The sequence below is a fragment of the Acidovorax soli genome (genome assembly GCF_014207955.1).
In the GTDB taxonomy this organism is placed as follows: Bacteria; Pseudomonadota; Gammaproteobacteria; order Burkholderiales; family Burkholderiaceae_C; genus Acidovorax; species Acidovorax soli_A.
The window spans coordinates 66,155-81,856 of the sequence record NZ_JACHLK010000010.1 but is presented as its reverse complement, the minus strand read 5'-3'; the positions used below and the strand labels follow the sequence as shown (position 1 = coordinate 81,856).

Genomic DNA, 15,702 nt, shown 5'->3' with positions numbered 1-15,702 from the left:
AATCAATAATTAGTACAAATGACTAAATCACCCTAAAAACCAATCCGAGGACCTACACCGGGGCAACAACCCGCCACACCGGCAACTCCGCCCCCACCACCGGCTCGGCCACGATGCCATTGGCAATCACGCCATCGTCGCTCTCGGCCTCGCAGGCCACCACGGCGATGGCGCCGTAGCGCTGGCTGGTGGTCACCACACACCAGCCCTCGGGCAGGGCCCGCTGGGTGCGCTGGTGGCTGGCCATCCAGTGGGTGCTGGCCTGGGCTTCGAGGATGGCGGGGCCGGGCTCGGCCACGGGCTGCTGCATCACGGGCACTTCCACCTCCAGCTGCGTACCGGCTGCCACGGGCGTGGCCTGCAGGCCATGGCCCTGCAGCCAGTCGGCCACGGCCTGGGGCATGGCGTAGGCCCAGGGGCGCTGCACCGTGGCCGTGGGCACGAAGTGGGCGTAGTGCGGCACCTGCACGCTCACAGGGTCGCCGGTCAGGGTGTAGGGCTCGCGCGTGAGCACTTCCACCGTGGTGCCGGGGACCGCCTCCAGTGCGTAGCGGATGGCGATTTGCTGTGGCGGCTCGGCACAGGCGGCAAGCAGGTCGACGATCTCCTGGCCGTTGGCGGCGGCATAGACCAGGGCCTCGCGCAGCACGGCGTAGGTGACCTCCACGCGCTCCTGGTAGCTGATGTACGAATACGCCTCCAGCAGCACGTCGAGCCGGTTGGTCAGCCCGCGGTAGTTGCAGCCGAAGCGCGGGTGGTGGGTGTAGGTGATCCAGCCCTGGCCCTGGCCACCCTCGTCGCGCACGAAGTTGCCGTACCAGAAGGTGTCCAGGCCCTCGGTGCGCTTCACCGCGGCCTGCACGGCCGGCATCATGCGCTCGCGCATGTAGGCCACGGGTTCGGCACGGCCCGTGTGCTCGGTGTGGGGGATGTCGTAGGTCAGCGCAAAGCGGTGGATGGAGCCATTGGTGGCATGGCAGTCCAGCGTGAGGTGCGGGTTCCAGGGCTGGCACACGCGCTGCTGCAAGAGGCGCATCTCGGGCGCCTGCTGGCGCATGTAGTCGCGGTTGAGGTTCACGCCTGCGGCATTGGTGCGCGTGCCCACCAGGGTGGGGCCGTCCTGCCCGCGCAGGTGGGCGATGTCCAGCGGGCGGTTGTCGGCGCTCATGCGGTCGTTGCCGTCGGGGTTGAACAGCGGTACCACGAGCAGGATGCAGCGCGCCAGCAGCTCGTCGCCATGCTCGCCGCACAGCAGGTTGCGCACCAGCATGAGCACGCCCTCCTTGCCTTCGACCTCGCCGGCATGGATGCCGCACAGCATCAGCACCACGGGCAGGCCGCTGGCCTGCGCGGCCTCGGGCGTGTGGTGGCCTTGGGCCGACAGCACCAGCAGTGGCAAGGCACGCCCCTCGGGCGAGCTGCCGAAGTCGGTGATGTGCAGGCGCGGGTCGCCCAGCGCCGCCAGGCCCTGGACATAGGCCATCACATCGGCGTGGGTGGAGGTCTCGGTGTAGCCGCTGGTTTCGGCACGGGTGAGCAATGGGGTGGTCGTGGGTAAGGACATGGGGCGGATCTTAGAACCTGTTCGCCCCACCGCACCATCACCACTTTGTCGCAAACGGTCTCACCGCTCCAGCCACCATTGGATCAGCACCTTGGCGATGAAGCCGATGAAGCCCACCCCCAGCCCCAGGAACAGCACAAAAGTGCCGAAGCGCCCGGCCTTGGACTCCCAGGCCAACTGGCCAATGATGAACAGCATGTAGACGATGAAGGCGCCCACGCCCCAGGTGAGGAAAAAGCCCGAGAGCTGCGCCTCGGTAAAGCCGAAGATCATGGCCGCCGCCCCACCCCACCCGCACCACCACCGCGCTCCGGCAGGCCCGAGGCATCGACCAGGTCGCGGTAGGCATGCCAGCTCGCATGGCCCAGCATGGGCAGCACGGCGATCAGCCCGAGCAGCAGCGAAGCCAGGCCCAGCAAGGTGAAGCCCAGGATCAGCGCCGCCCACAGCGCCATCGGCAAGGGGTTGGCCAGCACCGCCTGCCAGCTCGTGAGCACCGCCTGGCGCAGCGTGGCGCGGCGGTCCAGCAGCAGCGGCATGGCCACCACGCTGGAGGCGAAGATGGGCGCGGCCAGCAGGCTGCCCAGCGCCAGCCACAGCGCGAACAACCGGCCATCGGGCGCAAGCACCACATGGTGCATGAAGTCGAGCGGAGTGCGCACGGGCAGCGGCGCCAGCAAGGTGATGAGCGCCGCCGAAGTGAGCACCCAGCCCGTGGCCGCCAGCGCCAGCAGCGCGCCGAACTGCACCAGGCACCAGTAATCGTGGTCGCCCCACTTGGCGGGGTGGCTGTGCTGCCAGTCGAGCCAGGTGCGGCGCACCAGGGCCGCATTGGCGGGCTCGCCACGCTCCAGCGCACGGCTCAGCGCATACAGGCTGGTGGCCAGCATCGGCGCCACCACCAGAAAGCCTGACAGGGCTCCCACCAGCAGTCCGAAATGGTGGTGCGCCACGGCCAGCAGCAGGCCGCCGAACAGCGCCACCGCCAGGCCGTGCGCAAAGCTCAGCCCGCCGGTGCGCACCATGTCGCGCCAGGCCAGGGCCAGCCAGGCCAGGGGCTGCATCGGCCCGATGGTGCGCACGGGCGGCAGGGTGGGAGGGGGCTTGGGGCGCATGGTGGCCCAAGTCTCGCGCGCCGCTGTGCTGCGCGCCTTGATCTACGGCAAGAAAATGCCGCAGCAGCCAATGCTCAGCGGCGGGGCTGTACCAACGCCTCGGGGATGGCCTGGAGCAGCTCACGGATGGCCGTGAGGTTGGCCACCGTGGCGTGCGGCGGCGTTCCATGCTTGTCGTGGGCCCAAGGGTGCTCGGGCGTGTTGAGCCAAATGGCCTGCATGCCGGCGGCCAGCGCCCCCTGCACGTCCAGCGCGGCATCGTCGCCCACATGCAGCACCTCGTGCGGCTGCACCTGCGCGGCACTGGCCGCAGCGTGAAAGATGCGCACATCGGGCTTGGCAATGCCCAGCACCGTGGCGCTGAGGCTGGCCTTGAAATAGTGGCCGATGCCGATGCGGTGCACGTCGGCATTGCCGTTGGACAGGGCCACCACCGGGTAGCGCGCGGCCAGAAAGGCCAGCGTGTCGTGCGCATCGGCAAACAGCTCCACGCGCTGGCGCTCGGCAAAGAACAGGTCAAACGCGGGCTCGGCCAGGTCGGGCTCATCACCGGCCTGCGTGAGCGCCAGGCGGATGGACTCGCGGCGCAGCGCGCTCAGGTCGTGCATCAGGTCGGGCCTGAGCTCCACCATCTGGTTGCGGATGGCGCGCAGCGACTCGGTGCTCGAGAACAGCGCGGCCGTGGCGGGCGCATGGTCGGTCAGCCACTGCAGCAGCACGGCCTCGGCCCGGGCGATGGTGGGCCAGATCGGCCACAGCGTGTCGTCCAGGTCGATGGTGATGGCGCGGATGCGCGAGGTGTCCAGAGAAAGGGGGGCAGGAGCAGACATGGCAGGGCACACAGGGAATTGGTGGCCGGGGAGCCCGGCCTGCAGCCAGTCGGCCGGCTGCCGCCAAGGATACCGCAGCAGCCCGGCCGCAGCGTCAGGCGGGTTTCTTGGCGGCGACTAGCGCCACGGACGAGCCCCGCACCACCAGCCGGCCCGGCAGCAGCCGCTCGCGCGCAGGGGCCTGCAGCCCCTGCATGCGCTCGATGAGGCACTGCGCCGCGCAGCGGCCGATGTCGCCCGTGGGCTGGGCCACCGTGGTGAGGCCCGGGCCGATCAGGGGGGCCCATTCGGGGTCGTCGAAACCCACAAAGCCGATGTCGGCGCCAAAGGACCAGCCAAGCCGCGCCATGGCCGCCGCCACCCGCAAGGTGACCACGGAATTGCCGGAGACCACGGCACCGCGTGCCCCCTTCGCCCGCTTCTTTCCCAGCGCGCGCAGCGCGGCATCCAGCACCTCGTCCGACGCATCCCGCAATTCCACCACCCGGCCTTGCACGCCCGGCCCGTGCGACGCCACACACTGCGAGAACGCGGCCGCCCGCTCCAGGCGCGAGCTCACGCCGGCCAGCGGCTGGGTGAGGTAGAGCAGCTCGCTCCAGCCCCCGTCGATCAGGTGCGTGCAGGCCGTATGCATGGCCGCGCGGTTGTCCAGCGACACGAAGTCGGCCTCCAGGCCCGCATGCCGGCGGTCCACCAGCACCGCCGGCCGGCCATGCAGCGAGCCCAGATCGGACTGGCCGTCTTCCGGCCCCTGGGTGTTGAGGATGAAGCCGTCCACCTGGTAGCTCGCCAGGGCATCGATGGCGCTGCGCTCGCGCTCGCGGTCATTGCCCAGGTTGAACAGCATCACCAGGTAGCCGGCCTCCTGGCAGGCCTCCTCGGCCCCGCGCAGCACGGCCACCGAGAACGGGTTGGTGATGTCGGCCACCACCAGGCCGATCAGGCGCGAGCGCCCATGGCTGAGCGCCTGCGCCATGGGGCTAGGCACATAGCCGAGCTGGGCAATGGCGGCTTCCACCCGGGACGCGATGTCGGGGCTGAGCAGGCGCTCGCGGTGGTTGAAAAAGCGCGAGACCGTCGCCTTGGACACACCGGCCGCGGCCGCCACGTCGGCAATGGTGGGCCGATCACGGCTGGCCGTATCGGCAGGGACGGCGGCGGGCGCCTTGGCGGTGGGTGCGCGCGGCTTGCTGCGACTGCTGCTCATGCGCCGATTGTCCGGTACACCGCAGGGGGCGTTTCGCCGGCCAGCGCCTGCAGCAGGTTGGTCACCGCCAGCCGGGCCATGGCGTGGCGCGTTCCATGCGTGGCCGAGCCGATGTGCGGCAGCGGCGTCACACGCGGGTGCGTGCGCAGGGGCGAGGCCAACGGCAGCGGCTCGGTGGCAAACACGTCGAGCCCCGCGGCACGCAGCGTGCCGTGGTCGAGTGCGGCGAGCAGGTGGTCCTCGACCACCGTGGCGCCGCGCCCGGCATTGACGAAGATGGCGCCCGGCTTCATGGCCGAAAAGGCCCGCGCATCCACCAGGCCGCGCGTGCTGTCCGACAGCGGCAGCAGTGCCACCACGATGTCCGCACGCGCCAGCAGGTTACCGAACGGCACATGCTCGGCCCGGCCCAGCAGCGTGGGTGCCTGCACCGCCAGGTCCACTGCGCGGCGCGCGTGGTACAGCACGGGCATGCCAAAGCCCAACGCCGCGCGGCGTGCCACGGCCTGGCCGATGCGGCCAAAGCCCAGCAGGCCCAGGGTCTTGCCATGCACATCGTGGCCGAACAGCTCTTCGCCGATGTTGCCGCTCCACCGGCCCTCGCGCACCATCTGCGACAGCTCCACCACCCGGCGGCAGGTGGCCAGGATCAACGCGAACACGGTGTCTGCCACGGTCTCGTCGAGCACGCCCGGCGTGTGGCACAGCACGATGCCGCGGGCCTGCAGGACCTGCAGGTCGTAGTTGTCCACCCCCACCGAGATGCTGGAGATGGCCTGCAGCTGCGGCGCATGCGCCAGCAGCTCGGCGGTGATGGGAAAGCTCGCGCCGATCAGTCCATGGGCTCCGGCCAGCGCGGCATCGAAGGCCGCGCGCTGCGCTGGCTTGCGCGGGTCGGCCACGGTCACTTCATGCACTGCCTGCAGGCGGGCCAACTGGTCCGGCGGCAGGTCGCGGAACACCAGCACCTGCTTGCGGGTCGTCATAGGCCGGCCTGCTCCAGCTCTGCGCGCGTGGGCAATCCTTCCGTGTCACCCAGCACCTGCACTGCGCGCGCGCCGATCCAGGCGCCGCGGCGCACTGCTTCGGGCACGCTGCGGCCGGCCAGCAGGGCGCTGACCACACCCACGGCAAAGCCATCGCCCGCGCCCACGGTGTCCACCACCTCGGCCACGGGAAATCCGGCCACATGGCCGGTGCCTGCCACGTCGCTGTCGAAGTACGCGCCCTGCGCACCGAGCTTCACGACCACCAGTTTGGCGCCCCGCTCCCGGTAAAACCTGGCCACGCCCTCCGGCGTGGTCTCGCCCGTGAGGAACACGCCCTCTTCCATGCCCGGCAGCACCCAGTCGGCAGAGCGCGAAAGTTCGTTGATCCAGTGCCGCATCACCTCGGGCGAGGACCACAGCGTGGGCCGCAGGTTGGGGTCGAACGAGATCGTGCGGCCCGCGGCGCGCATCACCTCCAGCGTGCGCAGTGCCGCCTGCAGGCTGGTCTCGGAAATGGCCGCGAACACGCCTGTGGCATGCAGGTGGCGCGCACTGCGCAGCCAGGGCTCGTCCACATCGGCCGGGCCCATCTGGGACGCGGCCGAGCCCTTGCGGTGGTATTCCACCTTGGGGTCGCGCCCATCGGTCACGCGCTCCTTGAACTGGAAACCCGTGCGCTGCGTGGCATCGCAGGTCACGTGCGAGCAGTCGATGCCCTCGGCCTGCATGGTGGCCAGCAGCGATCGGCCCATGGAATCGGTGCCGAGGCGGCTGGCCCAGCCCACCTTCAGGCCCAGGCGCGCCAGGCCGATGGCGACATTGGTCTCGGCCCCGGCCGTGCGCTTGTGGAAACCCGTGGCATGCTCCAGCGGCCCGGGCTCGTTGGCCACCAGCAGCAGCATGGCCTCGCCGAACAGCGCCACGTCAAAGGCGGTTTCTGGTGCTGCGCTGCTCATGCCTGCCTCCGTGCATCTCGGATCACGGCCAGTTGCGCGCGCGTCACCGCCACCAGATCGTCACCAATCAGCGGGTACTCGATGGCATGCGGCACATCGGCAGGCAAGGCCCGCAGAATGGCGCGCCAGGGCGCCACCGAATCGGCGAGCGGCACCGCCACCCACTTGCCTGGCAGGCGCTGCACGCCCTTGCAATGCACATAGCGCACACGGTGCGCCAGGGCCTGCGCGGCCTGCAGCGGGCATTCTCCCTGCCAGTGCCAGTTGCCCATGTCGAAGGTCATGCCCAGGTCCAGCCCGGCACGCTCCTGTGCGTCAAAAAAGGCCTGCATCGCCGCCAGCGTGCCGGCCGTGGCGGTCTGGTCGTTCTCGATCACCAGCTCGACCGGCCCGCCCACCAGCAGCTCCCTGAGCCGCGCCAGCGAGCCCTGCGATGCCGTGCCAAAGCCGCCGATGGCCATCTTCAGCCGTGGCGCACCCAGCACGCGGGCCGCCGACATGCCGCGCGCCAGGGCAGCTTCGTCGAGCGCGCCGTCCGCCGTCCACAGCCCCTCGGGGCTGGAGAACACCGCCGCCCGGCCCGCCAGTGCGGCCAGCTCGTTCACGGGGTCACGCAGCATCTCGCCGCGCACCTCGACGCCATCGGCGCCGGCCTCGCGACTCAGTTCGGTGCACCACAGCTGACCATGGCGCCCCACTTCGGCCGCGCCGAAGGAAGACAAGGAAATCAGGAGCTTCATGCGTTGTGGGATGTGAGGATCTGGCCCAGGAACTGGCGCGTTTTCTCGTGCTGCGGGTTGCCGAAGAACTCGGCCGGCGGCGCCTGCTCCAGGATCTTCCCGTCGGCCATGAAGATCACGCGGTCTGCCACGCTGCGGGCAAAGCCCATCTCGTGGGTCACGCACAGCATGGTCATGCCGTCCTCGGCCAGGGCTATCATGGTGTCCAGCACCTCCTTGACCATTTCGGGGTCCAGGGCCGAGGTGGGTTCGTCGAACAGCATCACCTTGGGGGCCATGCACAGGGCGCGCGCAATCGCCACGCGCTGCTGCTGCCCGCCCGACAGCTGGCTCGGGTGCTTGTGCGCCTGCTCGGGAATGCGCACGCGCGTGAGGTACTTCATCGCCACCTCTTCGGCCTCGGCCCGGCCCATGCCGCGCGAGCGCATGGGCGCCAGCGTGCAGTTCTCCAGAATGGTCAGGTGCGGGAACAGGTTGAACTGCTGGAACACCATGCCCACCTCGGCGCGCACGGCGTCCACGTTCTTGCCGCCGGCCGTGAGGTCGATGCCATCCACCTCGATGCGGCCCTTTTGCACCGCCTCCAGCCGGTTGATGCAGCGGATCAGGGTGGACTTGCCCGAGCCCGAGGGGCCGCAGATCACGATGCGCTCGCCGGCGCGCACCGACAGGTCGATGTCGGTCAGCACCTGAAAACTGTCATACCACTTGTTGACCCCCTCCATGCGGATGATCGGCGGTGTGCCGGGGGTGCTCGTGACTGCGTCCGTCATGGGAATGAATCTCCGGGGTCCTAGTAGGTAGAGCGGATAACAAAGCTCAGCGAAGCGGTTCTGGCTAGGCGCTGCGTCGCAGGCAGTACGGTTAGTACGACAAGACGCAGCAACGACGCCAGAAGAGTTTTGTTAGCCGCTCTCACTGCAGCTTGGGCAGGTCGGTTTCCAGCCACTTGCGGTACAGCTTGTTCAGCTCGCCATTGGCCGTGTTGCGCGCGACGAACTCGTCCATGGACTTGTGCAGCTCTTCCTGGCCCGGGCGCATGGCGATGCCCATGGCCTGCTGCAGCAGGTTGAACTTGTTCTCGAAGGTGTTGGCCGGCACGCGCTTGGCGATCTGGGCCGCCACGGTGACCGAGCAGCCGATGGCATCGACCTGGCCCGAGATCAGTGCCTGCATGGCCGAGGCATCGTCGTCGAAGCGGCGGATCTCCGTGCCCTCGGGTGCGGCCTTGGTCACAGCCACATCCTGCGTGCTGGCGCGGGCCACGCCCACGCGCACGCCCTTGAGGTCGGCCGCGCTCTTGATGGTGCTGCCCGTCTTGCCGTACAGCACGATGGTGGCGGCCGCGTAGGGCTGCGAGAACTGCACCTGTTTGGCGCGCTCGGGCGTGATGGCCAGCGACGCCACCAGCACGTCCACCTTGTTGGTCAGCAGAAAGGGAATGCGGTTGGGGCCGGTGACGGGCACGAGGTTGACCTTGACGCCCAGGTCCTTGGCCAGCAGCTTGGCCACGTCGGCGTCGTAGCCGTCGGGCTGGTTCTGCGCGTTGGTCGTGCCGTAGGGCGGAAAGTCCACCAGCATGCCGATGGTGATCTCGCCCTTTTTCTTGAGGTCGGCCACGCTCTGCGCGGACGCCAGCGGCGCAAAGGCGGTGAGCAGGGCGCCCAGGCCCAGGGCCGCCAGGGCAGCGGTGGTGGTGCGGCGATAGAGCGAGAAAGTCATGGCATGTCTCCTGTGGGTTGGTGTGGGATGCGCGCTCGACGAAGAAAGGGAGGCCATCACCGCGCCAGCGCCCGGGCGCGCTTGCGCTCCATGCGCGCGGCCAGCAGCGACAGCGGCCAGCAGATGATGAAATACAGCGCCGCCACGGTGCTGAACACCTGCAGGGGCTGGAAGGTGGCGTTGTTGATGATCTGGCCGGCGCGCGTGATCTCGGTGAAGCCGATGATGGCGGCCAGCGAGGTGCCCTTGATGATCTGCACCACATAGCCCACGGTGGGCGGCAGCGCGATCTTGAAGGCCTGGGGCAGCACCACGAAGCGCATGCGCGATACGTAGTTGAGGTTGAGCGCCTGCGCCGCCTCCCACTGCCCGCGCGGGATGGCCTCGATGCAGCCGCGCCAGATCTCGCCCAGAAAAGCAGCGCTGTTGAGCACCAGCGCAATGCCTGCGGCCAGCCAGGGGTTGATATCCAGGCCCAGCACCGGCGCGCCAAAGAAGATCAGGAACAGCTGCAACAACAGCGGCGTTCCCTGGAACACCTGGATGAACAGGCTGGAACACCAGCGCGCGGCGGCGTTCTCCGACGTGCGCGCCAGCGCCACCAGCAGGCCCAGCAGCGAGCCGCCCACGAAGGCCATGGCCGACAGCGCCAGCGTCCACTGCGCGGCCTGCACGATGAACCAGAACTCGGAAACTCCAAAGGTGCGCATGGTGGACTGTCCTCAGCGGCGGTCGGGGTAGTGCAGCGTGCGCCGGTAGATCAGCTTGAACAGCGCAGAGAACGACACGGCCAGCGCCAGGTAGATGGCGGCCACCACGATGTAGATCTCGAAGCTGCGGAAGGTCTGCGACTGCAGGTTGGCCGCCACCGAGGTCAGATCGTCGGCCGAGATCACCGACACCACGGCGGAGCTGAGCATCAGCAAGATGAACTGGCTGGTGAGCGCCGGGTAGATGGCCTTGAGCGCGGGCTTGAGCACGATGAAGCGAAAGATGTCCCAGGGCTTGAGGTTAAGCGCCCTGCCCGCCTCGATCTGCCCCTTGGGTATGGACTCGATGCCCGCGCGCACGATCTCGGCCGCATAGGCGCCCAGGTTCACCACCATGGCTGTCAGCGCCGCCGTGTAGGGCGACCAGCGCAGGCCGATGGCCGGCAAAGCAAAGAAAAAGAAGAACAGCTGGACGATGAACGGCGTGTTGCGGATCAGCTCGATGTAGGCATTGATGCAAAAGCGCAGCCAGGCTGGCCCCGAGGTCTTGCCCCAGGCGCAGGCAATGGCCACCACCAGTCCCAGCACCGTGGCGGTGAGCGAGAGCTGCACGGTGATCCAGGTGCCCTTGAGCAGCAGGGGCCAGGCGGCAAAAACGGATTCGAACTGGAATTGGTAGTTCACGGCGCCAGTCTATGAAACCGGTTTCAGACGCACACGAGGGGTTTCCCGGAGATCGCCCAAAGCCTTTCGGAGCTAGGCGGGAGTGCCTGGGCCACAATGCCGCATGCGTTTCCAAACCGAACCCCCTTTCAACCACGGCCAGCCCGAACGCACCGCCATCCTGCTGTGCAACCTGGGCACGCCTGACGAGGCCACGGCCCCGGCCGTGCGCCGTTACCTGGGGCAGTTCCTGTCGGACCACCGCGTGGTGGAGATCCCCAAGCCCGTGTGGCTGCCCATCCTGCACGGCATCATCCTGCGCACGCGCCCCAGGCAATCGGCCGCCAAGTACGCCAGCATCTGGACCCAAGACGGTTCGCCCCTGGCACTGTGGACAGCCAAACAGGCCACGCTGCTGCGCGGCTGGCTCGGCGAGGCCGGCCACCAGGTGGCGGTGCGCCATGCCATGCGCTACGGCAACCCGTCCATCGCCAGCCAGCTCGATGCCTTGAAGGCCGATGGCGCCACGCGCATCCTCATCCTGCCGCTGTACCCGCAGTACTCGGGCACCACCACGGCCAGCGTGTTCGACGCGGTCTACGCCTGGGCCGCGCGCACGCGCCATGTGCCCGAGCTGCGCTTCGTGAACCGCTACCACGACCACCCGGGCTACATCGACGCCCTGGCACGCAGCATCGAAGCGCACTGGAAGGCCAACGGCCAGCCCGACAAGCTGGTGATGAGCTTCCACGGCGTACCCGAACGCACGCGCACCCTGGGCGACCCCTACTTCTGCGAAAGCATGAAGACCGGCCGCCTGCTGGCCGAGCGCCTGGGCCTGCGCGACGAGCGCTATGTGCTCACCTTCCAGTCGCGCTTTGGCAAGGCCAAGTGGCTCGAGCCCTACACCCAGCCCACGGTCGAGGCCCTGGGCAAGGCCGGCACGCGCCGGGTGGACGTGGTCTGCCCCGGCTTCACCAGCGACTGCCTCGAAACGCTCGAAGAGATCAACATGGAGGTGCGCGAGGCCTTTTTGCATGCAGGCGGCCAGGAGTTCCACTACATCCCCTGCCTGAACGACAGCAGCCACTGGATCACCGCGCTGAGCCGCATCGCCCAGCAGCACCTGGCAGGCTGGCCCACCGAGCTGGACGGCACGGCCGCCCAGGCCGATGCGCGCGCGCGCGCGCTGGCCGGTGGTGCGCCCAAGGGCCCCGTGCCGCCAGGCCGCTGACGCGCGCCCACACCACCTTACGTCCCTCACGACTCCCCTGCCCCGTTTGTCCGAATTGCCGTCCCCTATGCCCGCCTCCGCCCGCGCCCTGCCTGCCCACCAACTGCGGCTCACCATCGACCCCGCCACGCTGGGTTTTGCCAGCACGGCCGAACTCACGGGCCAGCCCCTGCCCTGGATCGGCCAGGAGCGCGCCGAAGCCGCCGCACGCTTTGGCCTGGCCATGCAGCAGCCCGACTACCACCTCTTCGTGCTGGGCGACGTGGGCAGCGGCCGCGCCTCGCTGCTGCACCAGGCCATGCAGGCCGAGGCCGCACGCCGCCCCGTGCCGCCGGACCTGTGCTACCTGCACGACTTCGATGCACCCGAGCGCCCACGCGTCCTGCGCCTGCCCGCCGGCCAGGGCCGGCTGCTGCGCCAGGCCCTGCTGGACATGGGCACGCGGCTGGAGGCCGAAGTGCCCCAGCACCTGGCCAACCCCGCCTTTTTGGCCGATGCGGCGCGCGTGGAGCAGCGCTGGCAGGCGCAGGAGAACGACGCCCTGGCCGCACTCGACGCCTTTGCGCTGGCGCGCCAGCTGCGCCTGGTGCGCACCAACGGGCAGATGGCCGTCACCCCGCTGGGCCCGCGCGGCCAGCCGCTCAATGAGGCCGAAGCGCGCGTGCTACCGCCCGAGCGCCGCGCCGCCATCGCCCGTGACGAGGACGCCCTGCGCGCCGAGATCGACCGCTTCGCCCAGGCCATGCGCCCGCTGGAGCGCGAGCGCGATCACGCCCTGGCCGCGCTGCGCCGCGCAGTCGTGCAGCCCCTGGTGCAACAGACGCTGCAGGGCGCGCGCCAGATCGCGCCACAGGCCACGCGCCTGACCCAATGGCTGGACCAGGTGGAACGCACCCTGCTGGACAGCATCGACCTGCTGGAGCCCTACTACGGCGAGAACGAGGCCGATGCCGAGGCCGACCGCAAGGACGACCTGGACGACCTGCTCGCGCGCTGCCGTGTGAACCTGGCCGTGGACAACGGCGGGCGCAGCGGCGCCCCCGTGATCGTGGAAGACAACCCGCAGCAGCGCACGCTGATGGGCAGCATCGACCATGGCGCCAATGCCGACGATGCCGACCCGGGGCAGGCCGACGTCTCGGCCATCCACGCGGGCAGCCTGCTGCGCGCGCATGGCGGCTTCATCCTGCTGCACCTGCAGGACCTGGCCGCCGAAGAGGGCCTGTGGCCGCGCGTGCGCCGCTTCCTGCGCAGCCGCCGGCTGCAGATCAGCGACGACGCCGGCAACGGCGGCCCTGGCGGCGGGGGCGGCGCCCCGGCCGGCCTGCAGCCCGAGCCGGTGGACGTGGACGTGAAGATCGTGCTCGTCGGCTCGGTGGAAGAGTACTACGCCCTGCAGGACAACGACCCTGAGGCCGCGCGGCGCTTCCGCGTGAAGGTGGACTTTGCCGACCGCTTTCTCGCCACGCCTGCCACGCACCGCGCCACCGCGCTCTTCGTGGCCCAGTGCTGCGCACAGCGCGGCCTGCCGCACTTCGGCCCCGAGGCCGTGGCCTTGCTCATTGAGCAGAGCCACCGCGAGGCCGACGACCAGGGCCGCCAGAGTGCCCGCTTCGCGCAGGCCGAGGCCCTGGTGATCGAAGCTGCAGCCCAATGCAGCATGCGCAGCCCTGCCGGTGCCTTGGTGCAGGCTGCCGACGTGCAGGCCGCCCTGGCCGCGCAGCGCCTGCGCCACAACCAGACCGAAGAAGAGCTGCACCAGACCTTGGCCGAGGGTGAATGCCTCATCACCCTGCACGGCGAAGTGGTGGGCCAGGTCAACGCCCTGTCGCAGATCGACCTCACGGACTACCGCTTCGGTTTTCCGGTGCGCATCACGGCGCGCAGCTTCGCGGGGCAGGAAGGGCTGCTCAACATTGACCGCGAGGTCCACATGTCCGGCCCCATCCACGACAAGGGCGTGCTCATCCTGCACGGCTACCTCACGGCGCTGTTCAGCCATGTGGCGCCGCTGGCGCTCAATGCCTCCATCGTGTTCGAGCAGGAGTACAGCGGCGTGGAAGGCGACTCCGCCTCGTGCGCCGAACTCTATGCCCTGCTGTCCAGCCTGTCGGGCCTGCCATTGCGCCAAGGCATCGCGGTGACCGGCGCGCTCAACCAGCATGGCGAGGTGCTGCCCGTGGGCGGCATCAACGAAAAGATCGAGGGCTGGTTCCAGGCCTGCTCCACCGCAGGCCTGGACGGCACGCAGGGCGTGCTCATCCCCGCGCGCAACCGGCGCCACCTGATGCTGGCGCGCCCCATCCTCGATGCGGTGGAGCGCGGCCTGTTCCATGTCTACACGGCAGAGCATGTGGCCGAGGGCATCGCCCTGCTCACAGGACAGGCGTCGGGCATGGCTGGCGCCACGGACGACGTGGCCGACACGGTCCTTGGCCGCGCGGAGCAGACCCTGCGCGCCTACCGGCGTGCCTGCCAGAGCGCGGGGCATACGCGCGCGGGGCGCTCGGGCAGAGGCCGCAGGCGCGGCTGAAGGCAGCGCCCGCAAAGGCGCCTGCTTCCCAGAGACCTGTCGCCGGACAGTCTCCAATGTGACGATTTGTGACCGCCTGCCCGTGTTTTCCCGCAAACCCCGGGCCGGCCTGCGCTGGATACTGGCCCTGCCGTTGATGGAGCCGTGCGCGCGCATGCATGCTGTCTGGTTGGTTGCTTGCCTGCTTGTTCGTTGGCTGGTCGTTTGCTGCACAGCAGGCCCGTCGAGGCACATACCGACAAGACCGACAGGAGACAACGCCGCATGCCCATCCACCACAGCGCGCCGCTGGCGCGCCCCCCCTCCCCTGCGCCCACGCGCCGCCATGTGCTGTGCTGCGCGGCAGCCGCCACCACCGTGACCCTGCCCGGCTGGGCCCTCGCCCAGCAGGCCGAGCCCTGGCGCATTGGCCAGACAGCGGCCCTCACGGGGCCGCTGGCCTTCCCCTTCGTGGAGATGAACAAGGGCATTGCCGCGGCATTCCAGGAGGTCAACGAACGCGGCGGCATCGACGGGCGGCGCCTGCAGTTCACCAGTGCCGACGACGGTGGCGACCCGGCCAAGGCCGGCGCCAACGCCAAGAAGCTGGTGGAGGAGGACAAAGTCTTCGCCCTGCTGTCCTGCGGTGGCACCACCAGCGTGATGGGCGCCCTGCCCGTGGCCATGGCGGCCAGGGTGCCGGTGATCGCGCCGGGCACGGGCTCGGACGCACTGCGCCCCTTCAACCCGCTGGTGTTCCATGCGCGCGCGAGCTATGCGCAGGAACTCAACAAGATCGTGCAGCAGCTCGGCTCCACCGGCTTCACCAAGTGCGCGGTGGCCTACATCGACAACCCCTTCGGCAAGGCCACGCTGGCGGCCTTCGACGCGGCGGCCAAGGTGCACAACAACAAGGACTGGAAGGCCTTTTTGCTGCCCGAGACCGAGGAGGGCGTGGCGCGCACGGTGGACGAGATCACCGCCTGGCAGCCCACGGCCTTGATCTCCCTGGCCGTAGGGGCCGTGGGCATACCGTTCTACAAGGCGCTGCGCCAGCGCGTGAAGGCGCCCGCGTTCTCGATCTCCTTCCTGGGCTCGCGGCCGCTGCTGGCGGCGCTCGGTGAGTCGGCGCGCGGCATCACCGTGGCGCAGGTGGCGCCCAACCCCGACAACATCGCCAAGCCCATCGTCAAGGCCTACCGCGATGCGCTCAAGGCCCACGCGGCCGGTGCCGAACCAGGCTATTCATCGCTGGAGGGCTACCTGAGCGCGCGCCTGATGATCGAGGCCCTGCGCCGTGCAGGCCGCACGGCCACGCGCGAGAAACTCGCCGAGGCCCTGCACACCATGCGCCCCTACGACATGGGCGGTTTCGAGCTGCGCTACGGGCCGCAGGACCACAACGGCACGGACTTCGTCGAGCTGTCGTATTTCAACGGCGAGCGCTTTCGGCGCTGAAG

Annotated in this window: 15 protein-coding genes; 3 read left to right on the top strand and 12 right to left on the bottom strand. The window is 69.3% G+C overall.

What is annotated here, in order from left to right; all coding sequences use genetic code 11:
- Positions 1 to 52: 52 nt before the first annotated feature.
- The 12 genes from HNP48_RS22800 to HNP48_RS22745 form a co-directional block, all read right to left on the bottom strand.
- Positions 53 to 1,564, bottom strand: a complete 1,512-nt coding sequence (locus HNP48_RS22800) for a M14 family metallopeptidase (RefSeq protein WP_184861401.1) — start codon at positions 1,562 to 1,564, stop codon at positions 53 to 55.
- A gap of 60 nt (positions 1,565 to 1,624) precedes the next feature.
- Positions 1,625 to 1,837, bottom strand: a complete 213-nt coding sequence (locus tag HNP48_RS22795) for a DUF2788 domain-containing protein (protein ID WP_184861399.1) — start codon at positions 1,835 to 1,837, stop codon at positions 1,625 to 1,627.
- The gene (locus tag HNP48_RS22790; RefSeq protein WP_184861397.1) at positions 1,834 to 2,679 is read right to left on the bottom strand and encodes a DUF2189 domain-containing protein; all 846 of its coding nucleotides are present in this window, start codon (positions 2,677 to 2,679) and stop codon (positions 1,834 to 1,836) included. Before HNP48_RS22790 ends, HNP48_RS22795 begins: the two co-directional genes overlap by 4 nt.
- Before the next feature lie 74 nt (positions 2,680 to 2,753).
- Positions 2,754 to 3,509, bottom strand: coding sequence for an HAD-IA family hydrolase (locus HNP48_RS22785; RefSeq protein ID WP_184861395.1), 756 nt, complete (start codon positions 3,507 to 3,509; stop codon positions 2,754 to 2,756).
- 94 nt (positions 3,510 to 3,603) lie between these two features.
- Positions 3,604 to 4,716, bottom strand: coding sequence for a LacI family DNA-binding transcriptional regulator (locus tag HNP48_RS22780; RefSeq protein ID WP_221480314.1), 1,113 nt, complete (start codon positions 4,714 to 4,716; stop codon positions 3,604 to 3,606).
- Positions 4,713 to 5,702, bottom strand: coding sequence for a D-glycerate dehydrogenase (locus HNP48_RS22775; protein WP_184861393.1), 990 nt, complete (start codon positions 5,700 to 5,702; stop codon positions 4,713 to 4,715). The genes HNP48_RS22780 and HNP48_RS22775 overlap by 4 nt, the downstream gene beginning before the upstream one ends.
- A complete protein-coding gene (locus HNP48_RS22770) occupies positions 5,699 to 6,661 on the bottom strand; it encodes a sugar kinase (protein WP_184861391.1) in 963 nt (320 codons plus the stop codon). Before HNP48_RS22770 ends, HNP48_RS22775 begins: the two co-directional genes overlap by 4 nt.
- The gene (locus HNP48_RS22765; protein ID WP_184861390.1) at positions 6,658 to 7,401 is read right to left on the bottom strand and encodes a sugar phosphate isomerase/epimerase; all 744 of its coding nucleotides are present in this window, start codon (positions 7,399 to 7,401) and stop codon (positions 6,658 to 6,660) included. Before HNP48_RS22765 ends, HNP48_RS22770 begins: the two co-directional genes overlap by 4 nt.
- Positions 7,398 to 8,174: an amino acid ABC transporter ATP-binding protein gene (locus HNP48_RS22760; RefSeq protein WP_184861389.1), complete on the bottom strand. Its 777-nt coding sequence runs from the start codon at positions 8,172 to 8,174 to the stop codon at positions 7,398 to 7,400. Before HNP48_RS22760 ends, HNP48_RS22765 begins: the two co-directional genes overlap by 4 nt.
- A 142-nt stretch (positions 8,175 to 8,316) precedes the next feature.
- The gene (locus HNP48_RS22755) at positions 8,317 to 9,123 is read right to left on the bottom strand and encodes a transporter substrate-binding domain-containing protein (protein WP_184861388.1); all 807 of its coding nucleotides are present in this window, start codon (positions 9,121 to 9,123) and stop codon (positions 8,317 to 8,319) included.
- Positions 9,124 to 9,179: 56 nt separating this feature from the next.
- A complete protein-coding gene (locus HNP48_RS22750; RefSeq protein WP_184861387.1) occupies positions 9,180 to 9,833 on the bottom strand; it encodes an amino acid ABC transporter permease in 654 nt (217 codons plus the stop codon).
- Between the two features lie 12 nt (positions 9,834 to 9,845).
- On the bottom strand, positions 9,846 to 10,517 hold the full coding sequence (locus tag HNP48_RS22745) for an amino acid ABC transporter permease (protein ID WP_184861386.1): 672 nt from the start codon (positions 10,515 to 10,517) through the stop codon (positions 9,846 to 9,848).
- 103 nt (positions 10,518 to 10,620) lie between these two features.
- Between HNP48_RS22745 and hemH the strand changes: the two genes are divergently transcribed.
- The 3 genes from hemH (at position 10,621) to HNP48_RS22730 (ending at position 15,700) form a co-directional block, all read left to right on the top strand.
- Positions 10,621 to 11,730, top strand: coding sequence for a ferrochelatase (hemH, locus tag HNP48_RS22740; RefSeq protein ID WP_184861385.1), 1,110 nt, complete (start codon positions 10,621 to 10,623; stop codon positions 11,728 to 11,730).
- Positions 11,731 to 11,797: 67 nt separating this feature from the next.
- Positions 11,798 to 14,263 (top strand): ATP-binding protein, encoded by a 2,466-nt coding sequence (locus tag HNP48_RS22735; RefSeq protein ID WP_184861383.1) that lies wholly within the window; start codon positions 11,798 to 11,800, stop codon positions 14,261 to 14,263.
- Between the two features lie 264 nt (positions 14,264 to 14,527).
- The gene (locus tag HNP48_RS22730) at positions 14,528 to 15,700 is read left to right on the top strand and encodes an ABC transporter substrate-binding protein (protein WP_184861380.1); all 1,173 of its coding nucleotides are present in this window, start codon (positions 14,528 to 14,530) and stop codon (positions 15,698 to 15,700) included.
- The last annotated feature ends 2 nt before the right edge of the window (positions 15,701 to 15,702 follow it).